The sequence below is a fragment of the Nonomuraea candida genome (assembly GCF_000725485.1).
Lineage (GTDB): Bacteria > Actinomycetota > Actinomycetes > Streptosporangiales > Streptosporangiaceae > Nonomuraea > Nonomuraea candida.
Genome location: NZ_KL647031.1, coordinates 312,733 through 330,201, shown reverse-complemented (window position 1 = coordinate 330,201; position 17,469 = coordinate 312,733). Strand labels below are relative to the sequence as shown.

Here is a 17,469-nt window from a genome sequence, read left to right as displayed (position 1 = left end):
CCCGGCGGTAGGGTGGGACCCGTGACTCACGCCCGTGCCGAACGCTCGGCGCTCTGCGATCTGCTCGACCGGCTCGGCCCGGACGCGCCGACGCTGTGCACGGGCTGGACCACCGCCGACCTGGCGGCCCACCTCGCCGTACGCGAGCGCAGGCCCGACGCCATGCCCGGCATCGCCCTGGGCTTGCTGGCCGGCTACACCGCCTCCGTGCAGAGCTCCTTCAGGGCCCGCCACTCCTACCCCGCCCTGGTCTCCGTCGTCCGCAGGCCCGGCGGCGTCTACGCCCTGCTGCCCGCGCTCGACGAGGCGGTCAACACGCTGGAGCTGTTCGTCCACCACGAGGACGTGCGACGCGCCCAGCCGTCGTGGGAGCCGCGCGAGCTGCCCGCCGACCTGGAGACGGTCATCTGGAAGCGGGTCTCCACCGGCGCCCGGCTGATGTTGCGCAAGTCACCCGTGGGCGTGGTGCTGCACCGGCTCGGCGGCGGCGTGGCGCTCGGCGGCCCCCGCGGCGGCTCCCGGGTGGAGGTCACCGGCAGGGCGGCCGAGCTGCTCGTGTTCTGCTTCGGCCGGCAGGCCCACGCCAGGGTCGAGCTGACCGGCGACCCCGCCGACATCGACGCGCTGCGCGCCGCCTCCCTGGGCGTTTAGCCCGCGCGGCCGGGACCCGCCGCCGCTTCTCCCAACGTGCCGAACTCCCGGCGCGGCAGGCGCTCGCGCGCCGATTCGAGCCCGTACCATGGCATGAGTAAGAAGCCCCCCGGTTAGGATCATGTACATCTTCACAGAAGATGCCTAGTGATCGCCCAGATCCGGGTATATACGGCTGGGAATGGACTGCAGGAGGCCCCCCATGCAGGTCAAGAAGGTGATCACCTACGTGGCTGTCGCGTTCGTGGTCTTCTACCTGTTCACCCGGCCGGCCCAAGCCGCCGCCGCGGTCAACGGTGTGTTCGACGGAATCATTCAAGGAGCCAATCAGTTGGCCGTGTTCTTCTCAAGTGTTCTGACCTGACGGACGGTTCTGTCTGCGTCAGGTGCTTCCCCGCACTGCCAGATCGTGTTACGCAGACAGGATGAGAGATCGCTCCGGCGGCACCAAGCCCCAACAGCTCGACCCACAGGCGCGGCGCATCCTCGAGCGAGCCGAGCTCGAGGGCATCGAGCTGATCCGGTTCCTGTACGCCGACCACGGTGGCGTGATCCGTGGGAAGGCGGCATCACGGTCGCGGTTGGCCGAACGGCTCGGCACGGGCATCGGGCACACGGTGGCCATGATGGCGATGAACATGCTCGACCAGCTCCAGGAGGTCGAGCACCTGGGTCCGGTGGGTGAGGTACGCATCGTTCCCGACCCCGCCACCTACGTCCCGTTGCCCCACGCCCCCGGCGCGGCGGCCATGCTGTCGGACCTGTGCCTGCCCGACGGCACGCCGTGGGGGGCGTGCCCGCGGACGTTCCTCAAGGACGCCATCGCCGAGCTCGGCACCGAGGGCTACGCGCTCGTGGCCGCGTTCGAGCCGGAGTTCACGCTGGGCCGGCGCCTGCCCGACCCCGGCGGCGGCCCCGACCGGCTGGTGCCGCTCGACGACTCGCTCTGCTATGCCGGCACGGGCTTCGACACCGCCCACGACTACACGATCAAGCTGATCCGCGCCCTGGAGACCCAGGGCCTGCGCGTCGAGCACTACCACCCCGAGCTCGGCCCCGGCCAGCAGGAGCTGTCGGTGCGCCACGCGCCGGCCCTGCGCGCCGCCGACAACCACGTCATCTACCGCGAGACCGTGCGCGGCGTGGCCATGCGCATGCAGATGTGGGCCTCACTGGCGCCCAAACCGCTGGCCGACCAGGCCGGCAACGGCGCCCACCTGCACCTGTCGCTGTGGCGCGACACGCACAACCTCTTCGCCGAGGACGGCGAGGTGCGCGCCGGCTTCATCGGCGGACTGCTCGCCCACCTGCCCGCCCTCACCGCGCTGACCTGCGGCAGCGTCAACAGCTTCCGCCGCCTGGCCCCGCGCGTGTGGTCGGGCGCCTACGCGGTGTACGGCCCCGACAACCGCGAGGCCGCCGTCCGCGTCTGCTCCCCGCTGGGCGACACCGGCGAGCCGAACCTGGAGCTGAAGCCCTCCGACTCCTCGGCCAACCCCTACCTGTCGCTCGGCGCCGTCATCCACGCGGGCCTGGACGGCATCCGGCGCAAGCTCGACCCCGGCGAGGCCGTGGACGTCGACCCGGACAGCCGTCCGGGCCGCTATCCGCGCCTGCCGGCCACGCTGGACGAGGCGCTGGACGCGCTGGAGGCCGACGAGATGCTCATGGAGGCGCTCGGGCCGTTGCGGCGCAGCGCGTACCTGGCCGTCAAACGGTCCGAGGCGGCCGCGTTCGCCGCCAAGGACGTCTCCTACGAGCTCTTCCACCACCTGCGCGTGTTCTGACCCGGCGCGCCGGGTCAGCGGACCGGGTGGCCCGCCATCCTGAGGGTCTCCTTGACCTCGGAGATCTTCAGCGTGCCGAAGTGGAACACGCTGGCCGCCAGCACCGCGTCGGCGCCCGCCGCCACCGCCGGAGGGAAGTCCTCCAGGCGGCCCGCGCCGCCGCTGGCGATCACCGGCACCCGCACGGCCGCCCTGACCGCGCGCAGCATCTCCAGGTCGTAGCCGTCGAGCGTGCCGTCGCCGTCCATCGAGTTGAGCAGGATCTCGCCGACGCCGAGCTCCTCGCCGCGGGCGGCCCACTCGACGGCGTCGATGCCCGTGCCGCGCCGCCCGCCGTGCGTGGTCACCTCGAAGCCGCTGGCCGTGCCGGGCGCGCGGCGGGCGTCGACCGACAGCACGACGCACTGCGCGCCGAACCGCCTGGACGCCTCGGTGAGCAGCTCGGGCCGGGCGATCGCGGCCGTGTTGAGCGACACCTTGTCGGCGCCGGCCCGCAGCAGCCGGTCCACGTCCTCGACCGAGCGGACTCCCCCGCCGACGGTGAGCGGGATGAACACCTGCTCGGCGGTCCTGCGCACCACGTCGAGCATGGTCTCCCGCTCCCCGGACGACGCCGTGATGTCCAGGAAGGTCAGCTCGTCCGCGCCCTCCTGGTCGTAGCGCCGCGCCAGCTCGACGGGGTCGCCCGCGTCGCGCAGGTTCTCGAAGTTGACGCCCTTGACCACGCGGCCGGCGTCCACGTCGAGACAGGGGATGACTCTTACCGCAACGGTCATGTTCGCAACGCCTCGATCTCGATCTCTACCAGCATTCTCGGGTCGACCAGCCCGGCCACCCTGACTCCGGTGCAGGCGGGCCGCACCTCGACGAAGACGTCGTGGATGGCGCGCCCGACGAGGTCGAAGTGACGCTGCTCCACCACGTAGTAGCGGACCATGACGACGTCTCTCGCCGTCAGGCCGCCCATCAGGACCGCTTCGAGCGCGATGTCGATCGCCGTCAGGCTCTGCTTGTAGGCGTCGCCGACGTGGCGCACCTCTCCGTCGACGGTGGAGGTGCAGCCGGAGACGATCACCCGCTCGCCCGCGACGACGGCGCGGGCGTAGCCGTACTTCTCCTCCCAGATGCCGCCCGAAAACACCCTGAACCCGGTGCTTTCCATACCGATGCTGCTGACGCTCATCTCGCCCCCTCCCGGCAAGAGCTACACGCGTACCGCGGCAAGCGCGTCTTCCAGCGTGAACGCGTGAGCGTACAGGGCCCTGCCCACGATGGCGCCCTCCACTCCGACCGGAACGAGAGAAGACAGTGCCACCAGGTCATCGAGGCTGGAGACACCGCCGCTGGCGATGACGGGCCGGTCGGTACGGGCGCAGATCTGGCGGTACAGGTCGAGGTTGGGCCCCTGCAGCATGCCGTCCTTGGTGACGTCGGTCACCACGTAGCGGGGGCAGCCGTCGGCCTCCAGCCGGTCGAGCACCTCCCACAGGTCGCCGGCGTCCTCGGTCCAGCCGCGCGCGGCCAGCGTGGTGCCGCGCACGTCGAGCCCGACCGCGATCTTGTCGCCGTGCTCGGCGATGATCTTCCGGCACCACTCGGGGTTCTCCAGCGCGGCGGTGCCGATGTTGACCCGCCGGCAACCGGTGGCCAGCGCGGCGGCCAGGGACTCGTCGTCGCGGATGCCGCCGGACAGCTCCACGTTCACGTCCAGCCGGCCGATCACCTCGGCCAGCAGCTCCCGGTTGCCGCCCCGGCCGAACGCCGCGTCGAGGTCGACCATGTGGATCCACTCGGCGCCCGCCTCCTGCCAGGCCAGCGCGGCGGCCAGGGGCGCGCCGTGGACGGTCTCGGTGCCGGCCTCGCCCTGCGTCAGGCGTACGGCCTGGCCGTCCACGACGTCCACGGCGGGCAGCAATACGAGCGACATTCAGGTCCTCCGGTCGAATGCGAGGGTCACGACAACGGGTGCGAGCAGCAGGGACAGCACCAGGGCGGCGAAGCTGATCGGGAACGACCCCCACACCAGCCAGACGATCACCTGCACGATCAGGAAACCGAGCGCCACCGCGGCGTTCTGGGCGCGGTGGCGGCGGGCCAGCAGGCCGCCCTGCCGGTAGAAGCGCACCGGGCGCGGCGTCAGCCGGACCAGGAGGGCGCGGCGGCGGGCCCGGCGCGCCTGCCGCTCCTCGTTGGCCCGCATCGCGCGCGCCCGCTCCGCCTCCCGCTCGGCCCTGCGCCGCGCCCGCTCCTTGCTCATGGCTGCGTGCTCATGGCACGCGCTCCCTGGTCACGGCATGCGCTCCCTGGTCATGGCCTGCGTCTCCTGCTCACGGCATGCGCTCCCTGCTCGCGGGGTGGCCGGCTCATAGGGTGGCGAGCCAGTTGCGCAGCAGGGCGGCGCCGGCGTCGCCTGACTTCTCGGGGTGGAACTGGGTGGCCATCAGCGGGCCGTTCTCGACGGCGGCCACGAACGGCACCCCGTGCTCGGCCCACGTGACCACGGGCTCGGCGAAGCCGTCACCGGTGCGCAGCTCCCATTCGCGCACCCCGTAGGAGTGCACGAAGTAGAAGCGGGTGGCCGCGTCGAGCCCGGCGAACAGCACGCTGCCCTCGGGCGGCTTGACGGTGTTCCACCCCATGTGGGGCAGCACCGGCGCGTCGAGCCGCTCGACCGTGCCGGGCCACTCGCCGCACCCCTCGGTCTCCACGCCGTGCTCGACGCCCCTGGCGAACAGGATCTGCATGCCGACGCAGATGCCCAGCACCGGGCGGCCCCCGGACAGGCGGCGGCCGACGATCTGGTCACCGCGCACCCCCTTGAGCCCCTTCATGCACGCCTCGAACGCGCCCACGCCCGGCACGACCAGCCCGTCGCACGCCAGCGCCGCGTCGAAGTCGGACGTGACCGTCACCTCGGCGCCCGCCCTGGCCAGCGCGCGCTCGGCCGAGCGCAGGTTGCCCGAACCGTAGTCGAGCACCACGACGTTCTTCTTGCTCACCACCACAACACCCCCGCCGTGATCGCCATCGCCGCGGCCAGCGCGCAGACGGCAGCACCGATCTTGATCCCCTGCCTGCCCAGGGAGAACACGCCTCCGGCCAGGAACAGCCCGAGGAAGAGCATCGCGACGGCGAGCAGGTTGTCCGTCACAGGACGCCCTTGGTGCTGGGCACCCCCGTCGCCCGCGGGTCGATCTCCGACGCCTCGCGCAGCGCCCTGGCCAGCGCCTTGAACTGGGCCTCCACGATGTGGTGGGCGTTGCGGCCGTAGGGGACGTGCACGTGCAGGCAGATCGCCGCCTGCGCCACGAACGACTCCAGGATGTGCCGGGTCATGGTGGTGTCGTATTCGGGCCCGATCATCGGCGCCATGCCCTCGGGCTCGGAGTGCACGAGGTAGGGGCGGCCGGACAGGTCGACGGTGACCTGGGCGAGGGATTCGTCCAGCGGGCACGACGCGCTGCCGAACCGCCTGATGCCCGACTTGTCGCCCAGCGCCTCGCGGAACGCGGCGCCCAGCGCCAGCGCGGTGTCCTCGATCGTGTGGTGCGAGTCGATGTGCAGGTCGCCCTCGGTCTTGACGGTCAGGTCGAACAGGCCGTGCTTGCCGAGCTGGGCCAGCATGTGGTCGTAGAAGCCGACCCCCGTCGACACCTCCACCCGGCCGGTGCCGTCGAGGCCCACCTCCACCAGGACCGAGGTCTCCTTCGTGACACGCTCGATGCGACCTACGCGGCTCAAAGCACTCCTTCCAGGGCGGCGCGGAAGGCCGCCATCTCCTCGCCCGTGCCGATCGAGACACGCAGCCATTCCGGCGGGCCCACCTCGCGGATGAGCACGCCGCGCTCCAGCAGACCCTCCCACACCGCGCGCCGGTCGGGGAAACGCCCGAACAGCACGAAGTTGGCGTCGGAGTCGGCCACCCTCAGCTTCTTGGACCGCAGCCACGCCACGGTGTCGTCACGCTCGCGCCGCAGCGCGTCGACCGTGCCGAGCAGCTCCTCGCGGTGCCGCAGCGCCACGCGCGCCGCCGTCTGGGTGAGCGTCGACAGATGGTACGGCAGCCGCACCAGCAGCAGCGCCTCCACCACGGCCGGATGCGCGGCCAGGTAACCCACCCGCGTGCCCGCCATGGCGAACGCCTTGGACATCGTCCGGGTGACGATCAGCCTCGGGTGCGCCGGCAGCAGGGTCAGCGCCGACGGCGTGCCCTCGCGGGCGAACTCGGCGTAGGCCTCGTCGACCACCACCATGCCGGGCGCCGCGGCCAGCACGGCCTCGATCGTCTCCAGCGGCTGCGCGGTGCCGGTGGGGTTGTTCGGCGAGGTGAGGAAGACGATGTCGGGGCGGTGCTCCTCGATCGCGGCCGTGGCCTTGCCCGGGTCGAGCGAGAAGTCCTCCTCGCGGCTGGCCTTGACCCACTCCGTGCTGGTGCCGCCGGTGATGATCGGGTGCATGGAGTAGGACGGCTCGAACCCCATGGCGGTGCGGCCGTGGCCGCCGAACGCCTGGAGGATCTGCTGGAGCACCTCGTTGGAGCCGTTGGCCGCCCACACCTGCTCGGTGGACAGGCCATGGCCGAGGTAGGCGGCCAGGTCGGCGCGCAGTTCCACGGCGTCGCGGTCGGGGTAGCGGTTGAGCTCGCCCGCCCGCGCCCCGATCTCCCCGGCCAGGTCGGCGACCAGCGCGGGAGAGGGCGGGTAGGGATTCTCGTTGGTGTTGAGCCGGACCGGCACGTCGATCTGGGGCGCGCCGTAGGGCGTCTTGCCCCGCAGGTCGTCGCGGATCGGCAGGTCGCCGAGGCTTACCCCGGCCCTGGTGGTCTCTCGGACGCCGGTGGTCTCTCGGACGCCGCCGGTCTCGCGGTCGCCGGTGGTCTCGCGGGCACTGCTCACTCGGGCACTCGCCAGTCGAATCGGGCGCGGATCGCCGCGCCGTGTGCGGGCAGGTCTTCGGCGTCGGCCAGGACCGACACGTGCGCCGCCGCGCCCGCGAGCGCCTCACGGCTGTAGTCGACGACGTGGATGCCGCGCAGGAACGACTGCACCGACAGGCCGCTGGAGTGGCAGGCGCAGCCGCCGGTGGGCAGGACGTGGTTGGAGCCGGCGAGGTAGTCGCCGAGCGAGACCGGCGCGTAGGCGCCCACGAAGATCGCTCCGGCGTTGCGCACCCGCGCCGCGACGGCCGCCGCGTCGGCGGTGTGAATCTCCAGGTGCTCGGCGGCGTAGGCGTCGACCACCTTCAGGCCGTCGTCGATCGAGCTGACCAGCACGATGCCCGACTGCCTGCCGCTCAGCGCCTCGGTGATGCGCTCGGAGTGCCTGGTGGCCGAGACCTGGCCGGGCAGCTCCTTCTCGACCGCGTCGGCCAGCTCGGCGCTGGTGGTCACCAGCACGGCGGCGGCGATCGTGTCGTGCTCGGCCTGGCTGATCAGGTCGGCCGCGACGTGCACCGGGTCGGCCGTCTCGTCGGCCAGGATGGCGATCTCGGTCGGCCCCGCCTCGGAGTCGATGCCGATGCGGCCCTTGAGCAGCCGCTTGGCCGCCGCCACCCAGATGTTGCCCGGACCGGTCACCATGGTGGCCGGCGGGCACTCCTCGGTGCCGTAGGCGAACATGGCCACGGCCTGCGCCCCGCCCACCGAATAGACCTCGTCGACGCCGAGCAGCGCGCACGCGGCCAGGATCGTCGGGTGCGGCAGGCCGCCGAACGCCTTCTGCGCCGGGCTGGCCACGGCCAGCGAGCCGACGCCGGCCTCCTGGGCCGGCACCACGTTCATCACCACGCTGGACGGATAGACCGCGCGGCCGCCGGGGACGTAGAGGCCCACCCGGTCGACCGGCACCCACCGCTCGGTCACCGTGCCGCCGGGCACCACCTCGGTGGTGACGTCGGTGCGCCGCTGGTCGCGGTGGACCAGCCTGGCCCGCCTGATCGACTCCTCCAGCGCGGCGCGCACCTTCGGGTCGAGCTCGGCCAGCGCCCTGTCCAGGGCCTCGGCGGGGACGCGGGCGGAGGCGATCTCGACGCCGTCGAACCTGGCGGTCAGCTCCCGTACGGCTGCCGCCCCGCGATGGCGCACGTCCTCGCAGATGGGCCGCACCTTCTCCAGGGCGGCCTCGACGTCGAGGTCGGCGCGGGGCAGCACGTCGCGCAGGTCCTCGGGCAGGCCACTGCGCATGTCGATACGGGAAATCACCCTCATAGTCTACGGAGTCCGGGCCCTGAATCTGGTTCTGTCCATCATGCGGACATCCGGGCCGCCGGAGACGAGGAAACGGCGGCCGGACAGGTGAGGGGGCGCGGGGCGGCGCTCGCCGACGTCCGCCCCGCGCCCGCGAACGCCCCGGACCGGGCCTGCCGGGGCGGCGCCGTGGCCGTCACGGGGGTACGGCCACGACCGGGAAACGCTCAAGGCGTCACCACTGCCCGAGACGCGCCGCCTCTAACACGACGGACCAAGAAAAACTTCGGGTCAGCAAAAGATAACGTTACGTGGCCGCCGCACGAGGGGCGTGTCGGTGCGCGTCCTGCGGGGATTCCGGCCGGTGCGGGCGCGGCGGAGGCCCGACATTACCTGTCCATTATGTCCGGCCCCTTACCCTTACGGCATGGGACAGTGGCGCGGGCCCGACGGCATCCTGGTCGAGGCGATCATCCTGGGCGACCGCCCCCTGCTGCGCGTCTCCCACCAGGTCGGCGACCGCACCTACCTGCGCGGCTACTGCACCACCGTCACCGAGCTGGGCGAGCACGGCGTGGACCTCGCCGAGCTGGTGGAGGACGGCCGCACGGCGGCGGACAGCCGCCTTGACCATCTGTAGACCCCCGGCCGCCACTGCCGGCCGCCCCGGCGGGGTACTGCCTGCACCATGGTGCTGCCGGCCTACGCGCCGATGCTCGCCCAGCTCGGGACCCTGACCTCCGTCCAGGGTGACGACTGGGCCGTGGAGATGAAATGGGACGGCGTGCGCGCCCTCGCCTACGTCGAGGACGGCGCCGTCCGCCTCATGTCGCGCAACGGCAAGGACATCACCGCCGCCTACCCCGAGCTGCAGCTCATGGCCGGCGCCACCGGCCGGCGGGCGGCCGTGCTCGACGGGGAGGTCGTGGCGTTCGACGAGGCCGGACGGCCCAGCTTCGGCGCGCTGCAACCCCGGATGCACCAGCGCAGGCCCGCCGCCGTGGCCGAGCTGGCCAGGGCGGTGCCGGTGACGTACATGGCCTTCGACATCCTGCACCTCGGCGACGCCGCGGTGATCGCCCGGCCCTACACCGAGCGGCGCGAGCTGCTGGAGGGCACGCTGACGCCCGGCTACCGGTGGCAGGTGCCCGTCTGGTTCGCCGACCACGCCGAGCGGGCGTTCGACTCCTCCCGGCAGCTCGGGCTCGAAGGGGTCGTGTGCAAGCGGATGAGCTCGCCGTACCGGCCCGGGCGGCGCAGCGGCGAATGGACCAAGGTCAAGAACGTCAGCGCGGTCGAGGTCGTCATCGGCGGCTGGAAGGCCGGCGGCGGGCGGCGCTCGGGGATGATCGGGTCGCTGCTGCTCGGCGCGTACGACCCGGACGGCCGCCTGCGGTACGTCGGCCACGTCGGCACCGGCTTCACCGAGGCCATGCTGCGCGACCTGCTCGACCGGCTGGCCCCGCTGGAGCGGCCCGACCCGCCCTTCGGCGAGGCGGTGCCCCGCGAGCACGCCCGCGACGCGCGCTGGGTGGAGCCCCGGGTGGTCGGCGAGGTGCAGTACGCCGAGGTCACCGGCGACGGGCGGCTGCGGCACCCCTCGTGGCGGGGGCTGCGGCCCGACCGCTCCCCCACCGACGTGACCACGGCCGGCATCCTGCCGGAGCGGGGCACGGGCGACGGCACGGGTGACGGCAGGGGCGAGGCCGTGGCGGGCTGATCCGGGCGTTCTCCGACACGCGGCACCCTAACCACAGTTCGCACCCTTATGGTGACTTAGAGTGATCGAGAGGTTGTCGAGCCGCTCGGGGGACACTGTGCACAAAACTCTGGTCACCACCTTGACCACGCTGGCCGGCGTCACGCTCGCGCTGCCCGCCGCGGCCGACCAGGCACCCGCCGTCCCGGCCGGCCGCACGAGCACCGCGGCGAACGCCACGTCCGTCCCGACCACCGTCCCGACCACCGTCCCGACCACCGCCACGACCACCGCCACGACCACCGCCACGTCCGCGGCGACATCTGGCGTGCCGACGCGGGCGCCGGTGGCCGAGCAGCCGCCCGCCGCGCCGGTCGGCGCCGGGCGGCCCGCCCGGCCCACCCGCTCCTGGGGAGCCGTGGCGTCGCCGGTGATGCGCCCGGGACGCGCCGTGCGCTACTGGACCGCGGGCAAGCAGGCCAAGGCCAAGGCCGCCGACCTGCCCGAGAGCCTGCCCAGCACGGCCACGCCCGGCGGGACGACCGGCGCGGCAGCAGGCGCGACGGCAAGGGTGACGGGCGGCGGAACGGGCGCGGCGCGGGCCGGGGCGGATGGTGAGACCTCGGGCGGCGCAGCCGAGGAGACGGCCGGCGGCACCGCAGGGGTGACGACCGGCGGCACCGCAGGCCAGGCGGCCGGTGAGGCGGCAGGCAAGACCGCAGGCGAGACGACCGGCGCAGCCGCAGGCAAGACCGCAGGCCAGGCGACCGGCAGAGCGGCGGGCAAGACCGCAGGCAGGGCGGCCGAGCGGCGGAGCGTGCCGTCGGCCAAGCGGATCACCCCCGGCGGCGACGCCAACGGATACGCCCGGGCGCGCAGGCCGTACACCGCGACGCCGTACAGCCGGATCAGCGGACGGCTGTTCTTCGTCAACGCCTCCGGGCAGGGCGACTCCTGCACCGCCTCCGTCGTCCGCTCGGCGGCCGGCCTGCTCGTCGTCACCGCCGCCCACTGCGTGTACGGCGTCCCCGACGGCGCGACGACCGGCAGATGGCACACCAGCTTCGCCTTCGTGCCCGCCTACGACGGCCGGGCGACCACCCAGCGGCAGCGCGAGCCGTACGGGAGATGGGGCGCGCGGCGGGCGTGGAAGCCCGACGGCTACACCGGGATGAGCGGCGGCGACTGGAACTCCATCTACGACGTCGCCCTCATCGAGGTCGGCCGGCGCAACCGCACCCTGCAGGACGCCGTCGGCGCGTTCACCCCGCTGCTCAACCAGGGCGGCAGGCACACGATCGCCACCACCGGCTACCCCGGCCTGCTCGGCAGGAAGCCGTACGACGGCAGGGACCAGCTCTGGTGCCTGGGCAGGACCAGGCAGGCGCTCGGCGTCACCGGCGCGGAGACCATGCTCGCCGCCCGCACCGCGGTCCCCGCCGCCAAGGCCGGGCGGCTGGAGACGCAGAACTGCCACCTGTTCAAGGGCCACAGCGGCGGGCCGTGGTTCCTCAGGGCCACCGGCGACCTGGTCGGCGTGCTGTCGGCGGGCAAGGAGGACGGCGAGTCCGACGGCAACTCCGTCGCCAACGCGATCAACCTGGAGGGCTACGGCGCGATCGTCAAGCAGGCCGACCCGCGCGGCGTGTACGACGCCCTGTCCGTCGCCCTGTCCGGCCCCGCCCGGCCGGCCAGGCGCGGCGGCACGGCCACCGTCACGGCCACCGTCACCATGCGCGGCCTGCTGGCCGCCTCCCAGGTGCCCGTCACGCTCACCCTGCCGCCCGGCGCGACCCTGACCGGGACCGGCGGGGCCACCTGCAAGAGCGCCTCCCGCGCGGCCGCCTGCACGATCGGCGTCATCCGCCCCGGCCGTCCCGTGCGGATCACCGCCCAGGTGCGAGTGGCCGACGACGCGCCACGCCGCCTGCCCGTGACGGCCCGCGTCACCAGCACCCGCCTGGACCCGACCCAGCGCGACAACACCAGCGTCCTGCGCCTGCCGGTCACCGGCTGAGCGCCACGCGTGCGGGGCCCGCTCCCCCGAGCCTTCCACCGCCGGGAAGCGGGGCCCGTCCGGCGTGACACCGGAGCCGGCCCCCGACCCGGGCGGGCGGGATCCGGGCCGGTCTCGCGTCAGGCGGAGGCCGGGGCCGGATCCTTGAGGGTGCGCGCCAGGAGCCAGGCCAGCGCCGGGAACACGATCAGGCACGCCAGCGCCGTCCGCAGCGACGCCGCCTGCGCCACCGCCCCCACCACCGGGCTGACCAGGCCGCCCACGCTCACCGCCAGGCCCAGGGTGACCCCGCCCGCCGTGCCCACCCTGGTCGGCAGGAAGTCCTGCCCGAGCGTGACGTGCAGGGAGAAGGGGGCGTACAGGGCGATGGAGGCGGCGGCGACGCACACGTACGCGGCGGGGCCGGGCACGAACACCACCCCGGCCACCGCCGGCACGGCCAGCGCGTACGCCAGCCGCATCGTGGGCAGCCGGCCCCGGCGCGCCGCCATCCTGCCGCCCAGCACCGTGCCCACCGCCCCGCCCGCGAACAGCACGAACAGCGCCACCGCGCCGGCCGCCCCGCCGCCCAGGTGGAGGGCCACGAAGGCGCTCAGGCCCACGTACACGACCGACCGCAGGACGATCACCAGCGTCAGCCGGACGAACGACGGCCAGTCGTCACGTCCCGCGACCGGCGCGGCGGCCCGCGCCGCGCCGCCCCGCCCGGTCAGCGCCAGCACCGCCGGCAGCGTCACCACCGCCCCCAGCACCGCCGGCAGCGCCAGGAACGGCGAGGCGTCCAGCCCCCACCCCGCCAGCAGCGGCGTCACCAGCACCGGAGCCGAGGCGAACCCCAGCGTCCCGCCCAGCGAGAACCAGCTCATCCGCACGTGGCTGCCCGCGCTGGCGACCCTGGCCAGCCGCGCGGACTCCGGGTGGTAGGCGGCCACGCCCAGCCCGGACGCGGCCACGGCCAGCCAGATCAGCGCGTACGAGTCCGCCGCGCCGCCCGCCGCCACCCCCGCCCCGGCCAGCACCATGCTCGCCGGGATCAGCCAGGGCATGCGCCACCGGTCCGTCAGCACCCCGAACAGCGGCTGCACGATCGACGACAGCAGCGTGGCGGCCAGCACGATCCCGGAGACCGCGACATATCCGTAGCCGCGCTCGGCCACCAGGAAGGGCACGAGCGCGGGGACCGCCCCCTGGTAGAAGTCGACGGTGGCGTGACCGGCGGCGAGCATCGGGATTTTGTTCACGCTTCGATCCTCGACCGGCCGCCGCGTGGCCCGCTTCCGATAATGTGCCAGCTTATGAGGGAAATCCGCCACGTGTCCGAGGCGCCCACCGGACGGCGTCCCCTCGCGCCCGGCGCGGGCATCACCGCCCACCGGCACGACACCCACCAGATCGTGTACGCCTGCCGCGGCGTCGTCTCGGTCACCACCGACGCCGGCACCTGGGTCGCCCCCGCCAACCGCGCCCTGTGGGTGCCGGCCGGCACGGTGCACGAGCACCGCGCGCACGGGGACACCGACCTGCGCCTGGTCGGCCTCACGGGCAACCCGCTGGGCCTGGCCCGGCCCGCGGTGCTGGCGGTCGGCCCGCTGCTCCGCGAGCTGATCATCGCCTACACCGACCCGCCTCCGGCCGGCGCCCCCGGCGCCGGAGGCGATCGCGAGGCGGAGCGGGGGCGGCTGCTGGGCGTGCTGCTCGACCAGCTCAGGCACGCCCCCGAGCAGCCGCTCCACCTGCCCACCCCCAGGGACCCGCGGCTGGCCGCCGTCTGCGCCGTGCTGCACCGCGACCCCGCCGACAACAGCACCCTGGCCCGGCTCGCCGCCCGCGCCGGCACCAGCGACCGCACGCTGGCCCGCCTGTGCCGGGCCGAGCTGGGCATGAGCTTCCCGCAGTGGCGCACCCAGCTCCGCCTCCACCACGCCCTGCTGCTGCTCGCCGGCGGCACCCCGGTGACCGCGGTCGCGCACAGGTGCGGGTGGGCGTCGGCGAGTGCGTTCATCGACGTGTTCAAGAGGGCGTTCGGGTACACCCCCGGCCGCGCCTTTACACTGTAGATTCGCTACAATCGGATCTCGTGAGCACATCGAAGGGCAAGGGGGGCACCCCCGCCACCATGGCACTGGCCAAGGCGAAGGCCGAGTTCACGCTCCACCCGTACGATCACGACCCCTCCGCGCAGGCCTACGGGGAGGAGGCGGCCGACGCGCTCGGCGTGCCGTACGAGCGGATCTTCAAGACCCTCGTGGCGGAGGTCGAGAGCGGGCTGGCCGTGGCGGTCGTGCCGGTGGCGGGCAAGCTCGACCTCAAGGCCCTGGCCGCCGCGCTCGACAGCAAGCGGGCCGCGATGGCCGACGCCGCCAAGGTGGAGCGCGTCACGGGTTACGTCGTGGGCGGCATCAGCCCGCTGGGGCAGCGCAAGCAGCTCCCGACGGTGGTCGACTCCTCGGCGCTCGACTTCGAGACGATCTACTTCTCGGCCGGGAAGCGCGGCCTGCAGATCGAGACCGCACCCGACAACCTCATCACGCTCACCAGGGCCGTCACCGCCCCCATCGGCAAGGCCGGCTGACCCCGCCCGGCCTGACCGAGGCCCGGCCTGACCGACGCCCGGCTGACCGACACCCGGCCGACCCGCCCGGCGCGCCGTCACCTCGGAGCCCCGTCACCTCGGAGCCCCGTCACCTCTGATTCCGTCAGGGCCGCCGCGGTGCCGCCACCCCTCGCCGCGCCCGCGACGCGGCCGGTCGGCCTCCCGCCCGGGACGCCGCGCCCACGGCGGCTCCCCCACCCGCCGGTCCCGGCCCTCCTGGCGCCGTACGCCGGGCCGGAGGGCGGGGGCGCCGTCGATGGCGTCGCGGCGCAGGCGCTCCAGCAGCCGCTCCCCGCGCTCCCGCCCCGGCGGCGCGGCGGGCCCCTGCCCGAGCAGCCACTCGAACAGCCGCCGGTGCCGCCTGCCCCCGAACGGATGGTCACCGCGCCGCTTCTTGCGCTCCTCCTCGGCCAGCGCCTTCTCCAGCCCCGGCGTGTGCCCGCCGCCGAACCGCGACATGTCCGGCCCGGGGAACCCGCGCGGCTCCGTACGCCGCAGCGCCGCCCCCATCGACTCCACCCAGATCGGCCCCGGCAGCGACGCCCCCTGCACCGACCCGTAGCTGCGGCCCCCGATCTCCACCCCCTGCAGCGGGTACTTGTAGGACCCCCGGATGTCCCCGACGCTGACCGCCGCCGCCAGGTCGGGCGTGTAGCCGGCGAACCAGGCCGAGGTGTAGCCGTTGTTGGTGCCGGTCTTGCCGGCGGCCGGCCGGCCGATGCTCTGCCCCTTCATGGTGCCCTTGTCGAAGACGCCCTCCAGGACGTGGTTGACCGCGTCCGCGACGGGCCGCTCGATGGCCTGCTCGCACGAGGGCGGCACGTGCGTGCGCCGCCCGTCCCTGCCGGTGATCTCCACGATGGCCAGCGGCCGGCAGTACCGGCCCCGGCTCGCGAACGCCGCGAAGGCCGCCGCCACCGTCACGGGGTCCATCTCGTTGACCCCCAGCGTGAACGTCGGCACCTCCTTCAGCGGCTTCCCGTCGGCCCGGCTGATGCCCAGCGACCGGGCCGTGCGCACCACGTCGCAGAGCCCGACCTTGCGCTCCAGCATCATGTAGAAGATGTTCACCGACTTCCACGTGCCGGTCTCGATGCTGTGCGGGCCGCCCTCGCCCTCGCCGCTGGCGTTGAGCACCCGCGTGCCGGGGTCGTTGACCGGGCGGCCCGAGCAGTCGCGGTAGCCGTGCGACGGCGTCATCGCCCCCGGCGTCTGGAAGCCGTCGCCGAAGCGCCACCCCTGCCGCAGGGCGGTGGCCAGGGTGAACACCTTGAACGTCGAGCCGGCCTGGAAGCCCTGTCCCCCGCCGTGCGCGACGTCGGCGGGCAGGTTGAAGGTGGTCTTGGGGCCGTTCCTGCGGTTGCCGGGGTTGCGGCCGAAGCGTTTGCTGGCGGCCATCGCCCTGATGCGGCCGGTGCCCGGCTCGACCATGGCCTCGGCCGCCACCTCGGTGTCCTCGGGCGAGACGTGCTCGCGGATGGCCCGCTCGGCGGCGCGCTGCGCGATCGGGTCGAGGCTGGTCCTGATCACCAGGCCGCCCCTGGCCATCCTGGACTGCCGCTCGCGGGCCGAGTTGCCGAAGACGGGGTTGGACAGCAGCTCGCGTTTGACGTACATGCAGTAGAAGGGGTACTGGCTCTGCTCGCAGCCGCCGGGCTCGGGCCGCAGCCGGATGCCCAGCGGCGCCGCCTTGGCGCGCGCCGCCTCCTGCCGGGTGATCTGCTTGAGCCCGGCCATGCGGTCGAGCACGAGGTCGCGCCGCTCCTTGAGCCGCTCCCGGTGCGCCTGCCCGAGCGAGGGGTCGGTCGAGTACGGCATCCGCACCGCCCCCGCCAGCGTGGCCGCCTGGTTCAGCGTCAGCCGGGAGGCCGAGGTGGAGAAGAAGCGCCTGGCCGCCGCCTCGACGCCGTGCGCCCCGGCGCCGAAGTAGGCGATGTTCAGGTAGCGCTCCAGGATCTCGTCCTTGCGGTACTTCTTCTCCAGGGCCAGCGCGTACCGCAGTTCGGTGATCTTGCGGGCCAGGTTCGGGGCGCGGGCCTTGTCGCGTTCCTCGTCGGTGCGGGCGCTCTCCACCAGGATGTTCTTGACGAGCTGCTGGGTCAGCGACGAGCCGCCCTGCCGGATGCCGCCCGCCTGGGTGTTGGTGAGCAGCGCCCTGATCGTGCCCCTGACGTCCATGCCGCCGTGCTCGTAGAAACGGGCGTCCTCGATGGCCACGATCGCCCGGCGCATCACGGGCGCGACCGCGCCGAGCGGCACGGCCGTCCTGTTGGCCTCGTAGAACTGGGCGAACGGGCGGCCGTCCTTGTCCAGCAGCCTCGTCACCTCGGCCAGCGGCTCCTCGCGCGGGGCGGGCGGCAGATCCACGAACGTGTTCGCGACGCCCATCGCCGCGATGCCGCCCCCGCTCACCACGGGCGCGGCCAGTGCGGCCGCCAGCACTCCGCCGAGCGCCCCCGCCAGCCCGAGCGCCCCGACGGATCTGAGTACGGTCACGTCAGATGATGTGCGACGTCCGGATCGGCGGCAAACGCCCGC

19 protein-coding genes are annotated in these 17,469 nt (G+C 73.7%); 8 read left to right on the top strand and 11 right to left on the bottom strand.

Annotated features, from left to right (window positions below; translation table 11 throughout):
* Nucleotides 1-21: 21 nt before the first annotated feature.
* The 3 genes from IO39_RS45450 to IO39_RS45445 all read left to right on the top strand — a co-directional run bounded on the left by IO39_RS45450 (nt 22) and on the right by IO39_RS45445 (nt 2,438).
* Nucleotides 22-651 (top strand): TIGR03085 family metal-binding protein, encoded by a 630-nt coding sequence (locus IO39_RS45450; RefSeq protein WP_043638765.1) that lies wholly within the window; start codon nt 22-24, stop codon nt 649-651.
* A 202-nt stretch (nt 652-853) separates the two neighbouring features.
* Nucleotides 854-1,015: a hypothetical protein gene (locus IO39_RS56535; protein ID WP_169789240.1), complete on the top strand. Its 162-nt coding sequence runs from the start codon at nt 854-856 to the stop codon at nt 1,013-1,015.
* Between the two features lie 61 nt (nt 1,016-1,076).
* The gene (locus IO39_RS45445) at nt 1,077-2,438 is read left to right on the top strand and encodes a glutamine synthetase family protein (protein WP_052424203.1); all 1,362 of its coding nucleotides are present in this window, start codon (nt 1,077-1,079) and stop codon (nt 2,436-2,438) included.
* 14 nt (nt 2,439-2,452) lie between these two features.
* Here IO39_RS45445 and hisF read toward each other — a convergent pair whose 3' ends face one another.
* From hisF to hisD, 9 genes are all read right to left on the bottom strand, one after another.
* Nucleotides 2,453-3,214 carry an imidazole glycerol phosphate synthase subunit HisF gene (gene hisF, locus IO39_RS45440; RefSeq protein WP_043638762.1) on the bottom strand — a complete coding sequence of 254 codons (762 nt, stop codon included), beginning with the start codon at nt 3,212-3,214 and terminating at the stop codon, nt 2,453-2,455.
* Complete coding sequence (locus IO39_RS45435; RefSeq protein ID WP_052424202.1) at nt 3,211-3,621, bottom strand: Rid family hydrolase; 411 nt, start codon at nt 3,619-3,621, stop codon at nt 3,211-3,213. Before IO39_RS45435 ends, hisF begins: the two co-directional genes overlap by 4 nt.
* Nucleotides 3,622-3,642: 21 nt before the next feature.
* Complete coding sequence (gene priA, locus IO39_RS45430; RefSeq protein ID WP_043638755.1) at nt 3,643-4,365, bottom strand: bifunctional 1-(5-phosphoribosyl)-5-((5-phosphoribosylamino)methylideneamino)imidazole-4-carboxamide isomerase/phosphoribosylanthranilate isomerase PriA; 723 nt, start codon at nt 4,363-4,365, stop codon at nt 3,643-3,645.
* A complete protein-coding gene (locus IO39_RS45425; protein WP_043638752.1) occupies nt 4,366-4,695 on the bottom strand; it encodes a hypothetical protein in 330 nt (109 codons plus the stop codon). It abuts the gene before it with no gap.
* A 106-nt stretch (nt 4,696-4,801) separates the two neighbouring features.
* Complete coding sequence (hisH, locus tag IO39_RS45420) at nt 4,802-5,440, bottom strand: imidazole glycerol phosphate synthase subunit HisH (protein ID WP_211267409.1); 639 nt, start codon at nt 5,438-5,440, stop codon at nt 4,802-4,804.
* Nucleotides 5,434-5,589, bottom strand: coding sequence for a CG2302 family histidine operon protein (locus tag IO39_RS56530; RefSeq protein WP_169789239.1), 156 nt, complete (start codon nt 5,587-5,589; stop codon nt 5,434-5,436). Before IO39_RS56530 ends, hisH begins: the two co-directional genes overlap by 7 nt.
* Complete coding sequence (gene hisB / locus IO39_RS45415; protein WP_043638750.1) at nt 5,586-6,179, bottom strand: imidazoleglycerol-phosphate dehydratase HisB; 594 nt, start codon at nt 6,177-6,179, stop codon at nt 5,586-5,588. The genes IO39_RS56530 and hisB overlap by 4 nt, the downstream gene beginning before the upstream one ends.
* The gene (locus IO39_RS45410; protein WP_043639744.1) at nt 6,176-7,231 is read right to left on the bottom strand and encodes a histidinol-phosphate transaminase; all 1,056 of its coding nucleotides are present in this window, start codon (nt 7,229-7,231) and stop codon (nt 6,176-6,178) included. Before IO39_RS45410 ends, hisB begins: the two co-directional genes overlap by 4 nt.
* A 98-nt stretch (nt 7,232-7,329) precedes the next feature.
* Nucleotides 7,330-8,637: a histidinol dehydrogenase gene (gene hisD, locus IO39_RS45405; RefSeq protein ID WP_043639741.1), complete on the bottom strand. Its 1,308-nt coding sequence runs from the start codon at nt 8,635-8,637 to the stop codon at nt 7,330-7,332.
* A 412-nt stretch (nt 8,638-9,049) separates the two neighbouring features.
* Between hisD and IO39_RS45400 the strand changes: the two genes are divergently transcribed.
* The 3 genes from IO39_RS45400 (at nt 9,050) to IO39_RS45390 (ending at nt 12,338) form a co-directional block, all read left to right on the top strand.
* On the top strand, nt 9,050-9,262 hold the full coding sequence (locus tag IO39_RS45400) for a hypothetical protein (RefSeq protein ID WP_043638748.1): 213 nt from the start codon (nt 9,050-9,052) through the stop codon (nt 9,260-9,262).
* A 48-nt stretch (nt 9,263-9,310) separates the two neighbouring features.
* A complete protein-coding gene (gene ligD, locus IO39_RS45395) occupies nt 9,311-10,342 on the top strand; it encodes a non-homologous end-joining DNA ligase (RefSeq protein WP_052424201.1) in 1,032 nt (343 codons plus the stop codon).
* Between the two features lie 61 nt (nt 10,343-10,403).
* Nucleotides 10,404-12,338, top strand: a complete 1,935-nt coding sequence (locus IO39_RS45390; RefSeq protein WP_157549865.1) for a trypsin-like serine peptidase — start codon at nt 10,404-10,406, stop codon at nt 12,336-12,338.
* Between the two features lie 119 nt (nt 12,339-12,457).
* On the opposite strand, the gene IO39_RS45385 is transcribed toward IO39_RS45390, so the two are convergent.
* On the bottom strand, nt 12,458-13,579 hold the full coding sequence (locus tag IO39_RS45385; protein WP_245642633.1) for an MFS transporter: 1,122 nt from the start codon (nt 13,577-13,579) through the stop codon (nt 12,458-12,460).
* 54 nt (nt 13,580-13,633) lie between these two features.
* Between IO39_RS45385 and IO39_RS45380 the strand changes: the two genes are divergently transcribed.
* Both IO39_RS45380 and ybaK read left to right on the top strand, forming a co-directional pair.
* Complete coding sequence (locus tag IO39_RS45380; protein WP_043638744.1) at nt 13,634-14,395, top strand: AraC family transcriptional regulator; 762 nt, start codon at nt 13,634-13,636, stop codon at nt 14,393-14,395.
* A gap of 59 nt (nt 14,396-14,454) precedes the next feature.
* On the top strand, nt 14,455-14,910 hold the full coding sequence (ybaK, locus tag IO39_RS45375; RefSeq protein WP_052424199.1) for a Cys-tRNA(Pro) deacylase: 456 nt from the start codon (nt 14,455-14,457) through the stop codon (nt 14,908-14,910).
* Between the two features lie 93 nt (nt 14,911-15,003).
* Here ybaK and IO39_RS45370 read toward each other — a convergent pair whose 3' ends face one another.
* Complete coding sequence (locus IO39_RS45370) at nt 15,004-17,427, bottom strand: transglycosylase domain-containing protein (protein WP_084774605.1); 2,424 nt, start codon at nt 17,425-17,427, stop codon at nt 15,004-15,006.
* Nucleotides 17,428-17,469 lie beyond the last annotated feature (42 nt).